Below are 19,532 nucleotides of genomic sequence, written 5' to 3'. Positions count from 1 at the left end.
CATGCTGCTGAGGCTGATTCTGCTCCCGCCGAACCTGGCTGAGTATGCCGCGGAAGGTGAATCCGGTGGTGGCGCGGGCGATCCTGCTCGGGGTGCCGCGGGTGACCCTGCTCGGGCGGATGGCACTCACGGTGGCGCCGCGGGCGACCCTGTTCGGGGTGCCGTGTGCGACCCTGCTCGGGCGGGGGAGCCCTGCGCTGTGCAGGTGGACTGCGAGGATACGCTGACGGTGCACGAGCTCGCCTGTTTGCTTCTGACATCGTACGGGCAGGCTTGCGGCATCGCCGTGAAAAACCCGCTCTGGTGTCAAACCGCGGAGGGGCTCCTAACGCTGTTTGCGATCCGACCGGGCGCAAACACCCGAGTGCTGCTAAACGCCCGAGCACAGCTGCCAAGTTCCGGGCTGCTTGCCGGGATGAGCGTCGGCTTGAGGTATGAATTAGCCACTGACGGCATGGTGCGGGCGGATCCGGTGCGCGCGATCGCAACCGTTAACAGCGGGGGCTCTGTGCGCCGCCACGTCTTACAGCCGGGCAGCAACCTGATCGGTTCAGCGAGCGTTTGCCCGGTTAGGGTTGTGGATCCGGGTGTGCCAGCGGTTGCCGCGTGCGTTAACCTGCTGGCACACACCGCCGAGATTTTGATCAGCGGCCGAGGCGGGGCGGCCCGGGCAGCGTTAGCGGTTGGCAGCCCGAAACACTTCCGGGTTGGTAATTCGCAGCTGCAGATTCTGTTGCGCTCCAAGTGGGCTCAGCCGAGCATAAACTACCGATCAGAGATTGCTCACGTGCCTCGTGCAAGGTTTTTGCCGCTCGCGCCCAAACCGCTGCAGTTTAGTGCGCCCAAACACCCGGATGCTGCCACAAAACCGAAGCTTGCGATGTTGCCGCTGGCGCTGCCACTGTTGCTCGGGGCGGCGCTCTTTCTAATCACGAAAAGCTCCTTCAGTATGGTGTTTTTGGTGCTTGGTCCGCTGCTGCTGCTCGGCAACTGGATTGAAAAACGGCGGACGCAGAAGCAACAGAACAAGAAACTGATGCGCGAGTTTATCGCCAAGCTTGCGGAGGCTGAGGAGTCCCTGGCGGAGGACCGCCGCAATCGGCTGCGCTACAACAAACTGCTTGTCGCGGACCGCACAGGCTTCCTGTCGGCGGAGTACCCGTCAGCGGAACTGCCCGGCAGTGTTTGGGGCCGGCAGCGTGTCAGCGACGCGAGCGTGCTGCTCGCCACCTATGAGGAGCGCAGCGAACTGGCGGAGTTTATCGGCCTTGACGCCGACGAGCTTAGGCAGCGTTGCAATAAAAAGACCGTGCAGTTGGTGCTTGCGGCGCAAAACAGCCTCAACAGTGAGATAACAAGGTGTCTAAAACAACCAAACACGCCCTACATTTTTACGCTCGCAGGCAGACAGCTGGCGCTCAGCGGTAAAGACCGGCTGCTAGTGCTAAACACGCTGGTGGCACAGCTTACCGCCCAGCTGCCGCCAACACGGCTGAGCATCGACGTTCTCTCACGAGGGATTGGCGCGCGTTTACTGCAGTGGATGTTGGTGCTGCCACACAGCAGCCTGGTAAACCACGGCCAAGAGGGGGCTTACGAGCAGCGGGCGGGTGAATCCTGGCAGCACGCCGAAGCATCGCGTCTGCGGCTGATAATTGCCTCCGCTGCCAAGGAGTTTGAGGCGGTGCAGCGCAGTCTGGCAAGCCTGAGTGACGGTGAGGCAGCAACTGTTATCTGGGTTTTGGAGACAGGTGAGGCTGCGCCCGCAGCAACCGACCTGCTGGTCGATGCCGATAAAAAACAGCTGATTGATTTTCAGCAGGTAAAGGTTTTGTCCCTGTCAGAGCTGTTTATTATGGAGGCAGAAAACGCGCTGCGGTTCGCGCAACAGCTCGCACCCCTGCGCGACACCGCCCGACTCTCAACCGGTCTCGGTGAGATTCCGAGCAGCATTGAGCTTGCTGAACTCCTGGGGCTAACAGTCAGCTCCGCCAAACATCGAACACCGCGATCAGCCGATAATCAGCGGGACGCTGGCGGGCGAGAGTCTATGACCCGTGTGCCGATCGGGTTGATGGCAGGCGGGTTGTGTGAGCTTGACCTGATTGCGCAGGGACCCCACGCGCTGATCGCCGGCACAACTGGCGCGGGCAAGTCCGAGTTTTTGCAGAGCTGGCTGGTTGCGATGGCGGCCAGGCTCGCACCAAAACACCTCAACCTCGTCTTAATCGACTATAAGGGAGGCGCGACATTCGGCCAGCTGACAGAGCTGCCACACACGGTTGCGAGCGTTAGTGACCTAACAACCGCCGCGAGCGAGAGGGTTTTGCAGAGCCTTCGAGCTGAAATGTTGCGCCGTGAAAAACTGCTCGCCACACACCGCTGCAAAGACCTTAACGAACTGCGCGCAACCGCGGCGAGCGCAGCCCCGCCTCTGCTGGTTATCGCAATTGACGAGTTCGCGGTGTTTATTGCGGATCTGCCAAACGCCAGCCAGACAATTATCGACCTGGCACAGCGGGGCAGATCACTCGGCATGCACCTGATTTTGGCCGCGCAGCGACCGCTCGGGAGCATCAGCGAAAAAATCCAAGCAAACCTGCAAATCAGGGTGTGCTTCAGGGTCGCCAACAAGTCCGACAGCCGGGAAATGCTCGGGGACAGCACCGCCTTTGAAATCCCCGCCAAATACCCGGGTCGGGGACTGCTAAAGCTCGGCAACAGCGAACCGATCGCGTTTCAGGCTGCACTCGTCGCAGAGAAAACACAGCAGACAAAACCGGCAACCGGGCGGATCCGTATGCCCGCCGCCGGGTTGTTAGACGCCGTCACGGTTCACGCCTGGCCAGCCGCAGAAAAATCCGCTGCGGAAAGAAAGCGAGGGCAGGTGAAAACCTCTCGGCTAATCGCGAAGATCGCCCTTGAAAACAGTGACTTTGTTAACACTCAACCGCCAGTGCTGCTGCCGCAGCTGCCCGCGGTGATAGCGCTCAGCGAGGTGCGGAGGTACCGCAAGCAGGAGGCTAAAACCGGGGTTGCTGGTGGTGCCGAGGGTGCTGATGGTGCCGGGGAGTTGGCGGGTGGTGCCGAGGGCGCTGGTCCCGCGAGCTTGGCTGATGGCGATGGGATGGCTGTCGGGGTGTTTGACAACCCACGCGCACAGCAGCAGCTGCCGTACGAACTCTCGCTGCCTCCCGGCACAGCGCTGCTTGTCAGCGGCGCGAGAAAAACCGGGAAAACCAGCGCGCTAATCACTCTGATCGCAGCGCTGCAGCAGCGGCCGCGAATAAACCGCGTCTACTGGCTTGGGGTCGAGCACAAACAGGTTGCGGGTCTTGAAAAACACCCGTTTGTGCGCTCCGTCACCGACTTTGATGATGTTTGGAACTGCAACAGAGCGCTCGCCGAACTCACAACACTCAGCGGCGAACAAGCACAGCAGACCGCCCTGCTCCTGGACGATTTCGACACCGTGCTAGAAACGATGGTGCGCAGAGCCGCAACCGAAACAATCGAGCGACTGCGGGTAACCCTCACACGCTTCCTGAGAAACGGTGGTGTGGCCGTGGCGACCAGCTCCGGCGGCAACCGGATCGCAGCAACCATGCCCAACCTGTTCGAGAGGTTCATCTACCTGCGGGCAGCGGATCCGCTCGAACTGCGCGGCAGGGTCGATCGTGAAACCCTGGAACAGTTAAACCGGCCCGGAAAGTTCGCCCTGCCCGGGCAAAACATCACCGGCCAGCTGGCTCTCTGCTGTCAGCCGGTGGGTGGGGCGGATCCGCGGGTAACCGTCGAAGAGCAGCTCACCCACCTGCTCACCACCACCGCAAAAGATGCCACCCCAAACACCTTCGGGCGGCAGTTGCTCGCACGGATCCCTGAACGGCTAACCCAAACCGAGGCGATGCTGCAACAGGGCAGCATCGGGGTGGATCTTATAACCGCCGAACCGGTGAAGCTTACGGCGGTGAGCACCGTCGCGGTGGCGGTGCGGGATCCGCTAGCGAAACAGGCAGTAATTGCTTGCCTGACTAACCAGCTGACCGTGCTCACCGGCCGCTCTGCCAGAGTTGAGACGGTGAAGCAGCAGGGCGCCGCCGCTGTTGAAAAACAGGTTGATGAGCTTTGCGCGGCTGTCCCGGGTGGATCCGCCGTGGTCCTTGATGTTTCGGAGCTGCAGGACACCTGGGCACAGCAGCGGGTTACGGACCGGTGCGATTACGCTTTCGTGCACCACGCGGAGCTGCGAGGGGATCCGCTGCGGGGAAGACCCGGGGTTTTGCAGAGCCTCGACAGTGCGACGGTGGGAGCGTTAAAGAGCACACCCGCTGACTCGTTAATCGGGGTGCTAACCGATAACCGCGGTGAGGCCGCGGGAGGTCCTCAGGGAAGTAAACAGCGGATTGTTCTGCTCGCGAACCCTGCCCGGCTGGATAACAAGTCGCAGCTAAAACCGCTGCAGAGAGGGAACCGCAATGAAAACGCACGTTGACGTCTTTATCGACCCGCTCACCTTTGAGTCGGTGGAAAGCTCCCTGCGAGTGGTTGCGGGGCTCGCAGCAGCCCCGCCGCTTGCGGTCCCGGCCGCACTGCCTGAAACATCCAAACAGCTCTACGAGGACATCGGCGGGCATCTGCATCGCTGTTTTATTGAACTCGCCGAGTGTTTAACCGCGTGCGCAGACAGGTTAAACGCGGTTGTTGAGGCGTACCAGTAGCGGTAAACAGGTAAACAGGGGAGGAGACGTGATGACAAACGGAATAACCACAGAGGGGTTTGACTATGAGACGCTCGCGGAGCTTGAAACAGCGAAGGCGTCGCTCAACTCGCAGGTAGACTACTTCGATGAGCTGACTGTTATGACAAACTCCGTGCTACCGTCCGTGCTGCCAAATCAGCACCGTGTTATGGGAGCATTGGGAACACTGCTGACCCAGAACCTGCCAAAGATCGTACGGGAGCTCAGCGCAGCGGTAGCGGGAGCAGCGGAGGCGCTGGAAACACACCGCGGTGAGCTGGACGAACTGTTTATGCAGGGGCAGAGCGCGCTAACAGCGGGAGAGACCCCTGCAGTCTTAACAGCGCAGCTGCGGGAACTAGACAACAGCAGAGGAGCGGGAGAAGCGGTGCTTAACACTGCGCTTACTGACTGTACAGAGGCAGTGTCGAAGTGTGTCAGCGACCTGCAACAGTTGAGCTGGGAACCGGTGACCGTCACACCGGTTTCGCAGCGGGTGCCGCTCTGGGAAAACAGGCAACTCTCGGAGCTTTACTGGCAGATAAGAAACAGCAGCGGTGAAGAAGCGGCTGCACTGATCGCCGAAAACAGTGATGCCTACGGGAAGCTGGTGAGGGATTATCCGCTGCTTGCCTGCCAGCTGACAAGCCTGCCAACCGCTGAACAGAACCGGGTAAACCGGAGGGCGTTAAAGTGGGCGACCAAAAACCCGGAGGAAGCCTATGTGGCGATGGGATTTAACGAGACAACCCTGGGGACTGACGAGTTCAAAAAGCAGCTGCGGATACTGAAGAAACAGCTGCACAAAGCGGACGAAAACTACGCGGAACTGCTTATCGCGGGAACGGGGATCGGCATCGCAGCCCAGGCGTTAAATCGAGAAAACAGTCAGAACAGGGTTAACCTCAGCGGCTTTGGGAGACACTACGGCGCGATAACCGCGCAGGTGAGCTTCGGGGATCCACAAACCGCAGAGCACATGGCCTTGATAGTGCCGGGCATGTACTCGACGGTTGCGGGGACAGGGGAGATAAACACCGCCGCGTTAAACCTGATGGGGGAGTCACTGAAGTACACAAACAGTGTCGCGGTTAGCGTGTGGATCGGGTACGACAGCCCGATCGCGAAGGAGGAGCCGTTTATGAAGCGCGCCACGGAGGGAGGGATGATGCTGTCGCAGGATATTAACGAGGTGCAGCGGCTGCGCATCAACAATCCGCCAAAAACCTTCGCGGTGATCGGGCACTCCTTTGGCACAACAACCGGCGCGGAGGGAATAAAACGCTTGAACACTCCCGTTGACATATTTATCGCTGTCGGATCGGCAGGGCTGAAAACGGGCACAACCGCAGAATCGCTGCAAACCAAGCGAATAGCGGCGACAACAGCGGATCCGCACCCGAAGAACTGGGGAGAATTGGGAGACCTGCTGGTTAATCCGCTGATGCCAAACGCGCCGCTCAACTATCTCACACTCGCACTCCTCGCGAGCGACTATATTGCACCGATCGGCAGAACATTCGGTGAGCACCGGGTGGATCCACGCGAGCTTAAAGGCGCAGAGGTGTTTAGCTCAAACCGGCTGTTACAAGACCGCCCCTTTGTCGGCACACACAGTATGATCTCCACCGACAATGACCTTGTCAAAGGATATTTTCAGGAGAACACGCAGTCGCTTAGCTGGATAGCGAAGGAGATCACCGAGGGAGGTGGAAGCGGCAAATAATTGATAAAAAAATGAATTTGATGCGCTAAGATTACATACTTAACCAGGGTTGTGCAGGCAGTGACGGTGCTTGCCTCAACCACCGCGGTTCCCTAAGCCGCGGCTATCTACAGCTTAATAAGGAGGAAAACATGCGCATCGAACTCACAGAGTTGCGGGTCATCGAACGAGAAAAAGAGATTCCGTTTGAGGAGCTCGCACACATTATTGAGCAGGCGATCCACTCCGCATACATTAAGCACGCCCAAAACGTAGGCGACACCGTACCCCACGACAGTGAGGTGCGAGTTGAGCTGGATCGTAAAACCGGCGACATCAGGGTTTACGCACCGGAATACAACGACGCCGGTGAGTCACTCGGTGAGGCGCTGGTTGAGACCGAAGAGTTCGGTCGGATCGGTGCAAACGCAGCAAAGCAGATTATTAACCAGCGGATCCGCGAGATCGCCGATGACGCGGTGCTTGGCCAGTTCAAAAACAAGGAGGGTCAGCTGGTTTCGGGAACTGTGCAGCAGGGGCCAAACCCGCGCATGGTGCATATTGATCTCGGCGAGGTGGAAGCGATTCTGCCACCCGAAGAGCAGGTTCCGGGCGAAACCTACCCGCACGGCACTAGGCTGCGAGTCTACGTTACAAGCGTTGCTAAGGGGCTAAAAGGACCGCAGGTGACCGTGTCACGCACCCACCCGGGGCTTGTGCGCAAGCTCTTTGAGTTTGAGGTGCCCGAGATCACCGAGGGTATTGTTGAGATCGTGTCAATCGCCCGTGAGGCTGGCCACCGCAGCAAGATTGCGGTGCGGGCAACCAAGGAGGGCATTAACGCGAAGGGCACCTGCATCGGCGAAATGGGCAGGCGAGTGCGCGCTGTGATGAGCGAGCTCGGTGAGGAGAAAATCGACATTGTTGACTACTCACCGGAGCTGACCAAGTTTGTTGCCAACGCACTGTCACCGTCCAAGGTGACCGAGGTGTTCACCCTCAACGCCGAGCTGAAGCAGGTGCGGGCGCTTGTGCCTGATGCACAGCTTTCACTGGCCATCGGTAAAGAGGGGCAGAACGCTAGACTGGCGGCGAAGCTGACCGGCGCGAAGATTGATATTCAGCCTGATTCTGTGATGACAGAAAGCTGATATTCAGATACGAGGGTGTCTAAAAATCCTCAAGTTAGGCTGCTAGAATGGAAGCTATTCGCACCTGCGTTGCATGTCGAGCGCGAGAAAAACGGGCTGGGCTGCGCCGTGTCGTTGTTGTAAACAACGAGTATGTGTTTGATGATAAGGCTAGTATGCCCGGGCGTGGAGCCTGGGTGCATGACAGCGTCGAATGCGTGCAGAAGGCGATTTCTCGTAATACCTTTGCGAGAGCGTTGCGCGTTGCAGCGAGTGTTGCAACACACAATTTAGAGAACAGGTTGAAATTGATCATGGATAACTCATGAACGGTTCACGATGAGTTCCGTAAGTAGATAGAAAAGGTTCTCGCTCTGTCTGGGCGTGAACCCAGACAGGAGAAAATTGGCTAACCCACGCGTTCACGAAATCGCGGCAGAACTGGGAGTTGAGAGCAAAGCAGTGCTCGCTAAGCTAAAAGAGCTGGGCGAGTTTGTTAAGTCTCCATCCTCCAGTGTGATGCCGCCTGTAGCACGCAAAGTTAAGGCTGCCTTTGAGGCCGAGGGTGTGAAACCAGAGTCGGCAGAGGCGGGCGCAAAAACTAAATCTGATGCCGCAGCTAAGGGCAAGTCCGGCGCTGCTGCACAGTCCCAGGCAAAGGATGCGCAGCCTAAGGGTGCGCAGGCAAAATCAGGGCAGTCGAAGGCTGCCAAGCAGACAGAAACGGCCGCCGGCACCGCAGACGCGGGTGCCAAGGGCGCGCCAAAACCGGGGCCGAAACCGGCCGCGGGCAAAGACAGTGCCGAGGCTGACAGCGGTGAACCAGCCGCTAAAGCAGCGGGCAAACCAGCCGCAAAACCGGGAGCTCGCCAGGGCGCAAAACCTGGCGCGGCAAAACCCGTTGCGGCTAAAGCCGATGCGGCTAAGGCGGAGGCAGCAGGATCCACCGCGAAAGAGGCAAAGGGCGGCCCACGCCCCGGCAATAACCCGTTTGCGAGCGTGCAGGGGATGGGGATTCCGCGGCCACCGCGCCCGGGCAACAACCCGTTCACTCGCACACAGGGGATGGCGAAGCGTCCAACCCCGGGCAATATTCCAAAGCCGTCAAAACCGCAGGGCGCAGGCAAGCCGGATCGTGCCGGTAAACCGGGCGCACCGCGTCCAGGTGCTCCACGTCCGGGCGCTCCTCGTCCAGGCGGTGCAAGGCCGGGTGGATTCAGTCGTCCGGGTGCTCCGGGCGGCGGCGCCGGTGGTGGCGCACGTCCAGCACCGGGAGGATTTGCCGGTCGCGGCCGTGCGGGTCGTGGCGCGGGAACCGCTGGCGCCTTCGGTCGCGGCGGATCCAAGAGCAAAGCACGCAAGTCGAAGCGGGCGAAGCGGCAAGAGTTTGAGATGCGGGAGGCACCGGTAATTGGCGGTGTTAGCGTCCCACGCGGCACCGGTGACACGGTAATCCGCATGCGACGCGGCGCGTCTCTTGCCGATTTTGCCGAGAAGATTGACACAAGCGCATCAAACCTGGTGACCATTCTGTTCCACCTGGGTGAGATGGCAACCGCAACCGAGTCGCTCGACGAAACCACGTTTGAGATCCTCGGTGAGGAGCTCGGATACAAGATCCAGATTGTTTCACCGGAGGACGAAGACAAGGAGCTGCTCGACAGCTTCGACATCGACCTTGAGGCTGAGGCCGCAGACGATGAGAATCTGCTGCCGCGTCCGCCGGTTGTCACCGTGATGGGTCACGTCGACCACGGTAAAACTCGGTTGCTTGACGCGATCCGCAACGCAAACGTTGTACAGGGCGAGGCCGGCGGCATCACCCAGCACATTGGTGCGTACCAGGTGACAACCCCGCACGAGGGCGAGGATCGCAAGATCACCTTCATTGACACCCCGGGTCACGAGGCGTTTACCGCGATGCGTGCCCGTGGTGCGCAGGTCACCGACATTGCGATCCTGGTTGTTGCGGCCGACGACGGCATCATGCCGCAGACCGTTGAGGCGCTGAACCACGCGAAAGCCGCGAACGTGCCGATCGTTGTCGCTGTTAACAAGGTTGACAAGCCGGAGGCAAACCCTGCCAAGGTGCGCCAGCAGCTCACCGAGTTCGACCTGATCGCCGAAGAATACGGCGGTGACGTGATGTTCGTTGACGTTTCGGCGAAGAACAACATGGGTATTGACAACCTGCTGGAGGCGGTTCTGCTTACCGCTGATGCGGGCCTCGAACTGCAGGCGAACCCGGATCGGGATGCCCGCGGCGTTGCCATTGAGGCGCACCTCGATAAGGGCCGCGGCGCGGTTGCGACCGTGCTCATCCAGTCGGGAACCCTGCGTGTCGGTGACGCGATCGTTACAGGAACCGCTTACGGTCGTGTGCGGGCGATGCTCGACGAGAACGGCAACAGTGTTACCGAGGCTGGGCCATCACGGCCGGTTGCGGTGCAGGGCCTCAGCTCGGTGCCACGCGCAGGCGACAGCTTCATCGTTACCGGTGAGGATCGCACAGCACGCCAGATCGCAGAAAAGCGTGAGGCCGCACAGCGCAACGCACAGCTGGCTAAGGCACGCAAGCGCATGAGCCTTGAAGACTTCACTAAGGCGCTTGAAGAGGGCAAGGTTGAATCCCTCAACCTCATTATTAAGGGTGACGTTTCCGGTGCTGTTGAGGCGCTTGAAGAGTCACTGATGAAAATCGAGGTTGACGATTCAGTGCAGCTGCGGATCCTGCACCGCGGCGTTGGCGCGATCACCGAGTCAGACGTAGACCTGGCAACCATTGACAACGCGATTATCATTGGCTTCAATGTGCGACCAGACCAGAAGGCTCGTGAGCGTGCACAGCGCGAAGGCGTAGATATTCGCTTCTACAACGTCATCTACAACGCGATCGACGACATTGAGAACTCCCTCAAGGGTCTGCTCAAGCCAGAGTATGAGGAGGTTCGCTCCGGTGTTGCAGAGATTCGGGAGATCTTCCGCTCCAGCAAGTTCGGCAACATCGCCGGTGTTATTGTGCGGTCCGGAACCATCACCCGCAACGCGAAAGCTCGGGTTATCCGTGACGGTGTGGTAATCGCCGACGACCTCGCGATTGAGTCGCTGCGTCGCTTCAAAGACGACGTCACCGAGGTGAAAACCGACTACGAGTGCGGTATTGGCCTCGGCAAATACAACGACATTCGTGAGGGTGACGAAATCGAAACAACAGAGATGGTCGAAAAACCACGAGTCTAGTTAGTGGCTGTTGGGGGTCGGGCGTGCTCGGCCCCCAACGGTTGTTAAACCGCTTCCTGTGACACCAAAACCAGTCACAGCAGCCCGACTGGGAAGGAAAACAATGGCAAGTCCCCGCGTAGGAAAGGTAGCTGACCGGATCCAGCAGATCTTGGCGACCCGCTTAGCGAAGGGGTTGCGTGATCCACGCTTGGGCTATGTGACAATCACAGAGGTGCGTGTCACCGGTGATCTGCAGCAGGCGAGCGTGTTTTACACGGTTTACGGCAGCGAACAGGAGCGCGAAGACTCCGCAAAAGCGCTGCAGGCCGCAACCGGGATGCTGCGCAGTGAGGTCGCCAAAAACCTCGGCACCAGGCTGACACCAACTCTCACCTTCATCCCCGACGAGCTGCCAGAGACAGCATCGCACCTAACCGCGCTCCTTGAGGAGGCGAAACAGCGCGACGCAGAGGTGGCAAAGCAGGCGGCAAACGCCGAATACGCGGGCGATGCGGATCCGTACAAGCCCGCGCCCGGAGAGGAAACCGACGAGGACGACACCGACAGCGGCAGGCTAGATGGCTGAAACCGTCTCGCCCGAGCAGTGGGAGACCATCCGAGCTGCGGCCGCAGCCGGTGGCGCCCTGCTGCTGGTTGACAAAGCGAGCGGGTGGACGAGCCACGACACGGTTGCTCGCTCCCGCAGGGTTTTCGGCACCAAGAAAATCGGGCACGCCGGGACGCTGGATCCGCTAGCGACCGGGCTTTTGATTCTCGGTGTTGGGCCCGCGACCAGGCTGCTAACCCACCTGGTTGGGCTGCCAAAAACCTACACCGCGACCATTAGGCTCGGCCAGCGCACCGTCACCGACGATTCCGAGGGTGAGACTGTGGAGCAGGCAGACCGGGGGGCGCTTGACGCGGCGCTCGATCCGGAACGGCTGCAGCGCGCGGTAGCGGCACTGAACGGCGAGATAATGCAGGTGCCAACAGCGGTTAGCGCGATCAAGGTGAACGGGCAGCGCGCCTACAACCTGGTGCGTGCCGGGCAGGATGTTGATTTGAAAGCGCGGCCGGTGACCATTCACAGTTTCACCGTTGGTGAGCCGCGGCTAATCGAAACCCCAGCGGGGCCGGCCGTGGAGCTGGAGGCGAGCGTTGACTGTTCGTCTGGCACCTATGTGCGGGCGCTCGCGCGTGACCTCGGTGAGGCGCTCGGCGTTGGCGGGCACTTGACCGCGCTCCGGCGCACAGCCGTCGGGCCGTTCCGGGTTACTGAGGCGGTTAGTTCCGCTGAGCTTGATCGTGCCGCCCGCTGGATCGCGGCAGAGCGCGGGATCGTGCCGCGCGGTTCAGAAAAAACCGCCGATCAGGTGCTTGCTGAAATGCTTGCGGAGTACGGCGAAATAGATTTTAGTGCGATTAACCCGCTCACCCCGGGCAGCGCAGCACAGCGACTGTGGCCGGTGCTGGAGCTTGATACCGATCAGGCTGTGGCGATCCGGCACGGAAAGCGTCTCCGGTTACCAGCCGGGGCGGCAGAGCACGAGCTTGCGGCGGCGGTGGATCCACAGGGTCGCCTCGCTGCGATGGTGCGGGTGACAGACGGCGAGGTGCGGGTTGTGACCGGGTTTGCGATGTCCGTGGAAAGAGCAGAGTGATACACCGTGATTGAGTGGTTTGGTTTTGCGCAGATGGCGGTCGCCGGAATCGCCGCGATCCTGTGCTTTGCGGTCGCGTTTATTGGGCGCGCGCCGAACGACCTGACAATGGGGGCGACAGCGCTTGTGACGGTGCTGCTGATCGCCCAGGTGGTTATCTCGATTATTGCGCCGTTTACGGGCAATCCGCCGCGGGGTGACGGGCTCGAGTTCGGGCTCTACCTGTTCGTTGCGGTTTTAATGCCGATTATCGCCGGGGTTTGGGCGCTGGTGGATCGCAGCAAATGGGCAAACATGGTGCTCGGCGTTGTGCACATCGCGCTGGTTGTGATGGTTTACCGGATGCTCGACATCTGGGGCACACCAGCCTTCGCCTAGCTCCGCAGCGCTGAGAGGCACCGACGAGCTGAGCGGCCCACGGGTGATGACGGTGACCTCAGCCCTGCTAGCAGCGGGCAGCATTGGGGCGTAAAAACAATAGGTAGTAAACTGGTTTGGTGCCCAAACATTCTGTAAAGCGAACCAAGCACGCTGCAGCGCAACACCCCAACACCGCGCAGCACCCCAACACAGCGCAGCACCCCAACACAGCTCAGCACGGTGCTGTCAACGAGCGCACCGCGAAGCAGCGCTCCCGGGGCAGCGGCATGGGGCGTGTGCTGATCGTGGTGTACCTGATCCTCGCGGTCGCCGCCACCGGCAGGTCCTTCTACCAGATCGTCTCGAAGTTTGATGAGGCACCCTTCGCGTACTCACTCTCGGCGCTCGCCGCGCTCGTCTACGTGGTTGCGACAATCGCGCTGATAAAACGCCGCGGCATCTGGCGCACAGTCGCGTGGATTGCGCTCGTGTTTGAGTTCAGCGGCGTCGTTATCGTCGGCATTCTCAGTCTCACCCACCCGGAACTGTTCGGACACCCGTCCGTCTGGTCACACTTCGGTGGCGGCTACCTCTGCATTCCGCTGTTCCTGCCGATTTTGGGAATGCTGTGGCTAAAAAACGGTGACGAGATGGATCGCGATGCCGCAGAGGAGGCGGCGGCTGAGACAGACAGCAACCGGGGTTACAGCGCTGAGGGGTCACTCTACTAGCCGCAAAAGCGGTCAGAGCGGGCGCCCGGAGCGCTACAATAGCATTTGCATCAACTACTTTGGACGGTTAAACAAAACACTATGCGCAGTTTCAGAAGTTTCTCGGCACTCCCGGCTGACGCCTTTCAACGGCCAACGGTCACCTCGATCGGCAAGTTTGACGGGCTCCACCTCGGCCACCAGCAGATTATTCAGCGACTGCAGCAGATCGCCGCAGAAAAAAACCTCGAGTCCTGTGTTTTTACGTTCACCGAGAACCCGCTCGCGGCGCTTCGTCCAGCGGACTGTCCTCCCGCCATCTCAAGCCCCGAACAGCGTCTCGAACTGCTCGCCGCCGCCGGGGTTTCCGCCACGCTGATCGTTGACTTCACCAGGGAGCTGCAGCAGCTCACCCCGCGACAGTTCGCCGAGCAGGTGCTCGTTGCCGGACTAAACACAAAACACGTGCTGGTCGGCGCTGACTTCCGTTTCGGCAAGGGCGGCGCGGGTGACACCACGCTTTTAACCGAGCTCGGAGAGGAACTCGGCTTCGTGGTTGAGATCGTTGGGGATGTCGAGGTGGGCGGCGGCAGGGTTTCATCGTCGCGGATCCGCCAGCTGATAATTGCGGGGGATGTTGCGCAGGCGAAACAGCTACTCGGGCGGCCGGTGACGGTGCGCGGCATGGTTGTGCACGGCGCAGCCCGCGGGCGCGAGCTCGGGTTCCCGACCGCGAACCTGGAGCCGAAGTATGAGGGGCTGGCGCCGGCGGACGGAGTTTACGCGGGTCTTGCGCGCGTGCTCGGCGAAACCTACCGCGCCGCCATTTCCGTTGGCGGAAACCCCACTTTCACACCGGATGCGCCGAGTCAGATTGAGGTGTTCCTGCTCGATTTTCACGGCAACCTGTACGGGGAGTCCGTGGAGGTGGAGTTCCTGGAGCGGCTGCGGGGGATGACCGCCTTCGACAACATCGACGCGCTGCTCGCGCAGATGCACAGCGATGTTGCCCAGGTGCGAGAGATCGTCACCCTCGCTAACTAGCGCTGGAACGCGCGCTGCAGCAGAGCCTCACCGGCAACGCGCGGACCGGTGAAGAACGGTGTCTCCTCGATCACGTGCCGCCTAGCGTCGGTTGCGCGTAGCTCACGCATCAGATCCACAATCCTGATCAGGTTGTCGGACTCAAAAGCGAGCAGCCACTCGTAGTCGCCGAGCGCGAACGAGGCGAGTGTGTTCGCCAAAACGTCACGGTAGTCGCGCGCTGCATAGCCGTGATCGCGCAGCATCTTGCGACGCTCCTCCTCCGGCAGCAGATACCACTCACGGCTGCGCACAAACGGGTAGACGCAGAGGTAGTTGCGTGCTTTATCGCCGGCGAGGAAGGCGGGCACATGGCCGCGGTTAAACTCGGCGGCGCGGTGCACACCGATGTTTGACCAGAACGGCTGCAGCGCGGTTTTTGCGCCCTCTACGATCGCACGGTAGCCTGCCTGCACGGTTTCGGGGGTTGGGCCGTGCATCCAAACAAACAGGTCCGCGTCACCCCTAAACCCTGAAATATCGTAAAAACCGCGAACGGTCAGGTTCGGGACAGCAGCGAGCGCCGCGGTGATTCCAGCGGCGGCGGCAGCGGGATCCGCCACAGAGCCGTCACCGGTCTCGGTGAACGCGGCGTAGAGCGCGTAGTTGATGGACTCGTTGATCTGCTCTGCAACGTGCGAGTGGTCAACCACCGGGATCTCAGCGGGTTGAGCTGTTGCTTCGGGGGTTGAACTGTTGTCGCTCATAATTCTCCTTGTTTGGTTGAGTGTCTGGTGGTTTTTTACGGCAGTTAGTCGATTGGACCGGCGATAACCGGGATCCCGGTCACCTCACCGTGGCGCATCCGGCAGGAACCGGGCTCGGCAACGTCAGGGATTGCGGGGTATTCGCCAACGGTTTTTTCGGGCGCGTCTTCGCCGCGCTCGCGTGCCGCGCGCAGCTCAATCATGTCAACAAGGCCCGCAACAAACGGATCGCGAACGCTCGCGGTGCCGGCGCGAACCGCCTCAATTTGGTGCTCCTCGGCTGTCTCCAGCGCCTCCTCGTCAAGGTCGTAGGCAACCTCCATGTGGTCAGAAACAAAACCGATCGGAGCGATAATCAGGTGCTTAACGCCCTGTTTTGCGAGTTCCTCAATGTGGTCGTTAATGTCTGGTTCAAGCCACGGCACGTGCGGGCTGCCGGAGCGGGAACAGTAGGACAGTGAGCTGTTTACCTCAACGCCGTGGTTTTCCTTAATCAGCTCGTTAATCACCGAGATGACATCCTCGTGCTGCTCGGCGTAGCCCGGGCCGGTAACGGCCGATGCCTCCTGCATGGTGGTGGGAATTGAGTGGGTGACGTAGGCAATGTGGGTGTCTGCGAGATCCGCAGAGAGCTTGTCAGCTGCCTCAATAATCGCGTCGTAGTTTGCTCGCACAAAGCCTGGCTCGTTGAAGAACGGGCGGATGATGTCAATCTCGGGTGCCCGGTCGCCAAGCTCGGCAATACACTGCGCGAGGTGCTCGCGGTACTGGCGGCTGCCGGAGTAGGATGCGTAGGCGCTGGTTACGAGGGTGAGGATCCGCTTAGCGCCAAACGCGGCAGCGTCGCGCAGCGTGTCGGTTGTGTAGGGGTGCCAGTTGCGGTTGCCCCACAGCACAGGCAGTGCGTGGCCGCGGCGTGCAAGCTCCTTTTCAAGCGCCGCAACAAGTTCCAGATTTTGCTCGTTGATCGGGCTTTTACCGCCGAAGCCGTAGTAGTGCTCGCCAACCTCTTTGAGGCGCTCCTCGGGGATTCCCTTACCGCGGGTGACGTTCTGTAAGAACGGGATCACATCGTCGGCTTTGTTCGGTCCGCCAAAGGAGCATACCAGTATTGCATCATAGGGGTACAGAGTTGTTTTCATACATGCAGGTTATCATCAGGTTCTGAGAACATCTGATGTATATCATCTGATGTTGTAGAAATATTTTGCTAGAAAAGCGGAAAATGTCTGTAAGCCTCCAAAAACCTGTTGCGAAAACACAGCGGCAATTTAAGCTGTGGACCTCCGCGACTCTCGGTGTTGTGGCGCTTTTGGCTTGCAGCATGATCTCGATCTCGCTCGGTCTTGTGGCGATTTCACCGCTGGAGGCGTGGCAGGGGTTGATCGCCCCCGATAGCGTCTCGCCGAAGAACAGCGCAATCATCTGGTCGATTAGGATCCCGCGGATCCTGGTGGCCGCGCTGGTTGGTGCGGCGCTCGCCACGGTTGGTGCGGTTATGCAGGCGATTCTGCGCAACCCGCTCGCCGAGCCCGGAATCACCGGTGTATCGGCGGGTGCCGCGGTTGGTGCGGTTGCGGGTATCACGCTCGGTTTTTCCGGATCCTACGCCTGGGGAGTGCCGCTTGCCGCCTTCGCGGGTGCCGCGAGCGTTGCGCTGATTCTGCAGACCGTTTTGCAGACCCGCCGAGATCTCGGATCCTCAACCATCATCCTCGTCGGCGTGTCGCTCTCGGCGCTGTGCGGCGCGATGATTAACCTGCTGATCGCGCACGCAAAAGAGGATTCGCTTGTCCGCTCGGCGCTGTTCTGGCTCGCCGGCGACCTGAACTTCCGGGACTGGAGCCACGTCGCCATCGCAACCGTCCCGATCCTTTTGGGGCTGGCGTTTATGCTCTACAAACAGCACTCCCTCGACGCGCTCGCGCTCGGCGAGCAGGTTGCGTCAACCTCCGGTGTGAACGTCAACCGGGAGCGCACCATTATGCTCCTGGTTACCTCCCTTGTCACTGGTGCCGCTGTTGCTGTCAGCGGCATCATTAGTTTTGTGGGACTGGTTGTGCCCCACGTTGTGCGACTCCTGGTGGGCGCGACACACAGTCGCGTGCTGCCGCTCAGCACAATCTTCGGTGCTCTGTTTGTTGTGCTTGCAGACACCGTTGCCCGCATTATTTTAGACGGTTCCCGTGTGCAGACCGGTGTGGTCTGTGCGATCGTTGGAGCCCCGATCTTCCTGTTCTTACTGCTGAGGCAAAGCCGAGGATAACATGCTTAACACTGACTATCTCGAACTGCTCAACTTTGGCGCCAGGCGCGGCGGGTTCGCACTCAGCCACCCGCTGACGCTGAACATTAAACCGGGCACTGTCCTGGGGGTTGTTGGGCCTAACGGGGTCGGGAAGTCATCGCTGCTCAGCGCGGTTGCCCACACCAGAATCGCGCGGTACGGATCCGCCCTCTACGGTCGCAGGACGCTGTCGCAGATGACCTCGAGGCAACGCGCCAAAATTATTTCGATGCTCACCCAGGATTTGCGCGCCCCCGACGAGCTGCTGGTGAAGGACCTGGTCGCGGTTGGCGCCAGGGCAGGGGGTGCCGAGAATGTTGACGAGCAGGTTGCTTCGGCGCTGGAGATGGTTGGGGCGATTGATTTAGCGGATCGCGCCTACGGCACCCTCTCCGGTGGCTGGCGTCAGCTGGTGCAGATCGCCAGGGTTATCGCACAGGACACCCCGATTGTTATCCTCGACGAGCCAACCGCGGCGCTCGATCTTCGGCACCAGCGCTCGGTTGAGCAGCTGCTGCGTCGCCTCGGCAACGAGGGCAAAATCGTTATCTGTGCGCTGCACGATTTAAGCATGGCGTTAAACGCCTGCACCAAGATTCTGTTGCTTGACCGCGAGGGCCGCAGTCACGCCGGAGCACCGCATGACGTGCTCAACCCAGAGTTGGTACACCAGGCATACGGTGTGCAAACAAGTGTTCACACAACCTCGCGCGGCAGGAGGTTCATCACAACCGAGGATTGTGAGGACGCCAAATGCGCTGGAGTGTGTGACGCAGCAACCGTTCGAGAGCACACATCTCTCGGCGTTTAACCCCTCACGGCGATAAGCCAAACCAGAAAACCGCGGTGCAGACAATACCTCGCCTGCGCTGCTCCACTTGGAAGGAAACCAAACAAAAGTGAAACCCAGAGTTCTCGCGGCCGCGTTAACCGCGCTTGCAAGCTTCGCATTCCTGACCGGATGCCAGGGCACTGCCGAGACCAAAGAGGCTGAGAAACCAGCCGCGGAGGAGCAGGTTGTTGCCGAGTTCCCGCGCACTGTGAAGGTGCCTGCCGGCGCTGACACAGAAGCCTATGAGCTTGAGATCGCTGAGCAGCCGAAGCGGATCGTGGCACTCGACCACGAGAGCGGCGCGGTGATCGCAGCCCTCGGCTACGCAGGTAACCTGGTGATGGCTTCGCAGGCGCTGCAAAACCCGGCACTGTCTGCCACCCCGGATGTTTTCACCAAGGTTGAAACATCCTTCCCGAGCAGCACAGAGTTGAACGCTGAGCAGGTGCTCGCTGCGACCCCTGACCTAGTTGTGATGAGCAGCCGTCACGGCATTGCGGATCGCATCAAACCGGTTCTCGAGGGCGCGGGGATTAAAACACTGCTGCTGCCTTCGGCCTGGACCTCAATCGACAGCCTGAAAACCAACATCGGTGTTATCGCTGAGGCAATCGGCGCCGATGAAGAGGTTGGCGATCTTGAGAAGGAACTGAGCGACGGCCTCGCTAAGAAGGACAAGAAGGCCGCCGACAGCGCGGACGCAAAGCGGATCCTGGTGCTCAACAACCAGGCCGGTCGCGCGTTCATCACCGCTGGTAACGCGGTGCCGCTGGAGCTGCTGGAACTCGCTGGCGGAACCTCGGTCAGCTCTGAGCTCGGCATTGAGATCACCGGGCCAATCTCCGCGGAACAGATCGTGGCCGCAAACCCTGACGCAATTCTGTTAATTGACATGAACGGCAGCGGTAAAGCAATGTTCCAGGAGCTGTTGAACAACCAGGCGGTTGCGCAGCTGCCGGCTGTTTCCGGGGACAAGATCAAGCTGATCGAGGGCCGCTACGTGCAGGCGCTCGGTGTCACCGACACCATCAGCGGTCTGAAGCAGCTCACCGAGTGGATCGATTCACTCTAAACACCTGAAGCGCTAAACAGC

16 protein-coding genes are annotated in these 19,532 nt (G+C 60.2%); 14 read left to right on the top strand and 2 right to left on the bottom strand.

What is annotated here, in order from left to right; all coding sequences use genetic code 11:
• The first annotated feature begins 1 nt into the window (after position 1).
• The 11 genes from EII30_RS07340 to EII30_RS07290 all read left to right on the top strand — a co-directional run bounded on the left by EII30_RS07340 (position 2) and on the right by EII30_RS07290 (position 14,574).
• Entirely contained in the window at positions 2-4,495 is a 4,494-nt protein-coding gene (locus EII30_RS07340; RefSeq protein WP_124886683.1) for an FtsK/SpoIIIE domain-containing protein, read from the top strand.
• Positions 4,479-4,721 (top strand): hypothetical protein, encoded by a 243-nt coding sequence (locus EII30_RS07335; RefSeq protein ID WP_124886682.1) that lies wholly within the window; start codon positions 4,479-4,481, stop codon positions 4,719-4,721. Before EII30_RS07340 ends, EII30_RS07335 begins: the two co-directional genes overlap by 17 nt.
• A 31-nt stretch (positions 4,722-4,752) precedes the next feature.
• A complete protein-coding gene (locus tag EII30_RS07330) occupies positions 4,753-6,468 on the top strand; it encodes an alpha/beta hydrolase (RefSeq protein ID WP_124886681.1) in 1,716 nt (571 codons plus the stop codon).
• A gap of 131 nt (positions 6,469-6,599) precedes the next feature.
• Positions 6,600-7,598: a transcription termination factor NusA gene (nusA, locus tag EII30_RS07325; protein WP_124886680.1), complete on the top strand. Its 999-nt coding sequence runs from the start codon at positions 6,600-6,602 to the stop codon at positions 7,596-7,598.
• A 47-nt stretch (positions 7,599-7,645) separates the two neighbouring features.
• On the top strand, positions 7,646-7,906 hold the full coding sequence (locus EII30_RS07320) for a YlxR family protein (RefSeq protein ID WP_124886679.1): 261 nt from the start codon (positions 7,646-7,648) through the stop codon (positions 7,904-7,906).
• Positions 7,907-8,006: 100 nt separating this feature from the next.
• Positions 8,007-10,817, top strand: a complete 2,811-nt coding sequence (infB, locus tag EII30_RS07315; RefSeq protein ID WP_370267050.1) for a translation initiation factor IF-2 — start codon at positions 8,007-8,009, stop codon at positions 10,815-10,817.
• Positions 10,818-10,920: 103 nt separating this feature from the next.
• Positions 10,921-11,385 (top strand): 30S ribosome-binding factor RbfA, encoded by a 465-nt coding sequence (gene rbfA, locus EII30_RS07310; RefSeq protein WP_124886677.1) that lies wholly within the window; start codon positions 10,921-10,923, stop codon positions 11,383-11,385.
• Positions 11,378-12,460, top strand: coding sequence for a tRNA pseudouridine(55) synthase TruB (gene truB / locus EII30_RS07305; protein WP_124886676.1), 1,083 nt, complete (start codon positions 11,378-11,380; stop codon positions 12,458-12,460). Before rbfA ends, truB begins: the two co-directional genes overlap by 8 nt.
• Before the next feature lie 6 nt (positions 12,461-12,466).
• On the top strand, positions 12,467-12,838 hold the full coding sequence (locus tag EII30_RS07300) for a hypothetical protein (RefSeq protein WP_124886675.1): 372 nt from the start codon (positions 12,467-12,469) through the stop codon (positions 12,836-12,838).
• A 269-nt stretch (positions 12,839-13,107) separates the two neighbouring features.
• Entirely contained in the window at positions 13,108-13,551 is a 444-nt protein-coding gene (locus EII30_RS07295) for a hypothetical protein (protein ID WP_124886699.1), read from the top strand.
• Positions 13,552-13,632: 81 nt separating this feature from the next.
• Positions 13,633-14,574: a bifunctional riboflavin kinase/FAD synthetase gene (locus EII30_RS07290; RefSeq protein ID WP_124886674.1), complete on the top strand. Its 942-nt coding sequence runs from the start codon at positions 13,633-13,635 to the stop codon at positions 14,572-14,574.
• On the opposite strand, the gene hemQ is transcribed toward EII30_RS07290, so the two are convergent.
• Positions 14,571-15,320 carry a hydrogen peroxide-dependent heme synthase gene (hemQ, locus tag EII30_RS07285; RefSeq protein WP_124886673.1) on the bottom strand — a complete coding sequence of 250 codons (750 nt, stop codon included), beginning with the start codon at positions 15,318-15,320 and terminating at the stop codon, positions 14,571-14,573. The two genes, EII30_RS07290 and hemQ, sit on opposite strands and share 4 nt — an antisense overlap.
• A 44-nt stretch (positions 15,321-15,364) precedes the next feature.
• The gene (locus EII30_RS07280) at positions 15,365-16,462 is read right to left on the bottom strand and encodes a ferrochelatase (protein WP_124886672.1); all 1,098 of its coding nucleotides are present in this window, start codon (positions 16,460-16,462) and stop codon (positions 15,365-15,367) included.
• Between the two features lie 83 nt (positions 16,463-16,545).
• Between EII30_RS07280 and EII30_RS07275 the strand changes: the two genes are divergently transcribed.
• The 3 genes from EII30_RS07275 (at position 16,546) to EII30_RS07265 (ending at position 19,511) form a co-directional block, all read left to right on the top strand.
• Entirely contained in the window at positions 16,546-17,586 is a 1,041-nt protein-coding gene (locus EII30_RS07275) for an iron ABC transporter permease (protein WP_124886671.1), read from the top strand.
• 1 nt (position 17,587) lies between these two features.
• Positions 17,588-18,418 (top strand): ABC transporter ATP-binding protein, encoded by an 831-nt coding sequence (locus tag EII30_RS07270; RefSeq protein ID WP_124886670.1) that lies wholly within the window; start codon positions 17,588-17,590, stop codon positions 18,416-18,418.
• Between the two features lie 88 nt (positions 18,419-18,506).
• Positions 18,507-19,511 carry an ABC transporter substrate-binding protein gene (locus tag EII30_RS07265; protein ID WP_158608685.1) on the top strand — a complete coding sequence of 335 codons (1,005 nt, stop codon included), beginning with the start codon at positions 18,507-18,509 and terminating at the stop codon, positions 19,509-19,511.
• The last annotated feature ends 21 nt before the right edge of the window (positions 19,512-19,532 follow it).

Origin of the sequence: Leucobacter sp. OH1287 (assembly GCF_003859945.1) — a bacterium.
In the GTDB taxonomy this organism is placed as follows: Bacteria; Actinomycetota; Actinomycetes; order Actinomycetales; family Microbacteriaceae; genus Canibacter.
This window is presented reverse-complemented; position numbering and strand designations above follow the sequence as displayed.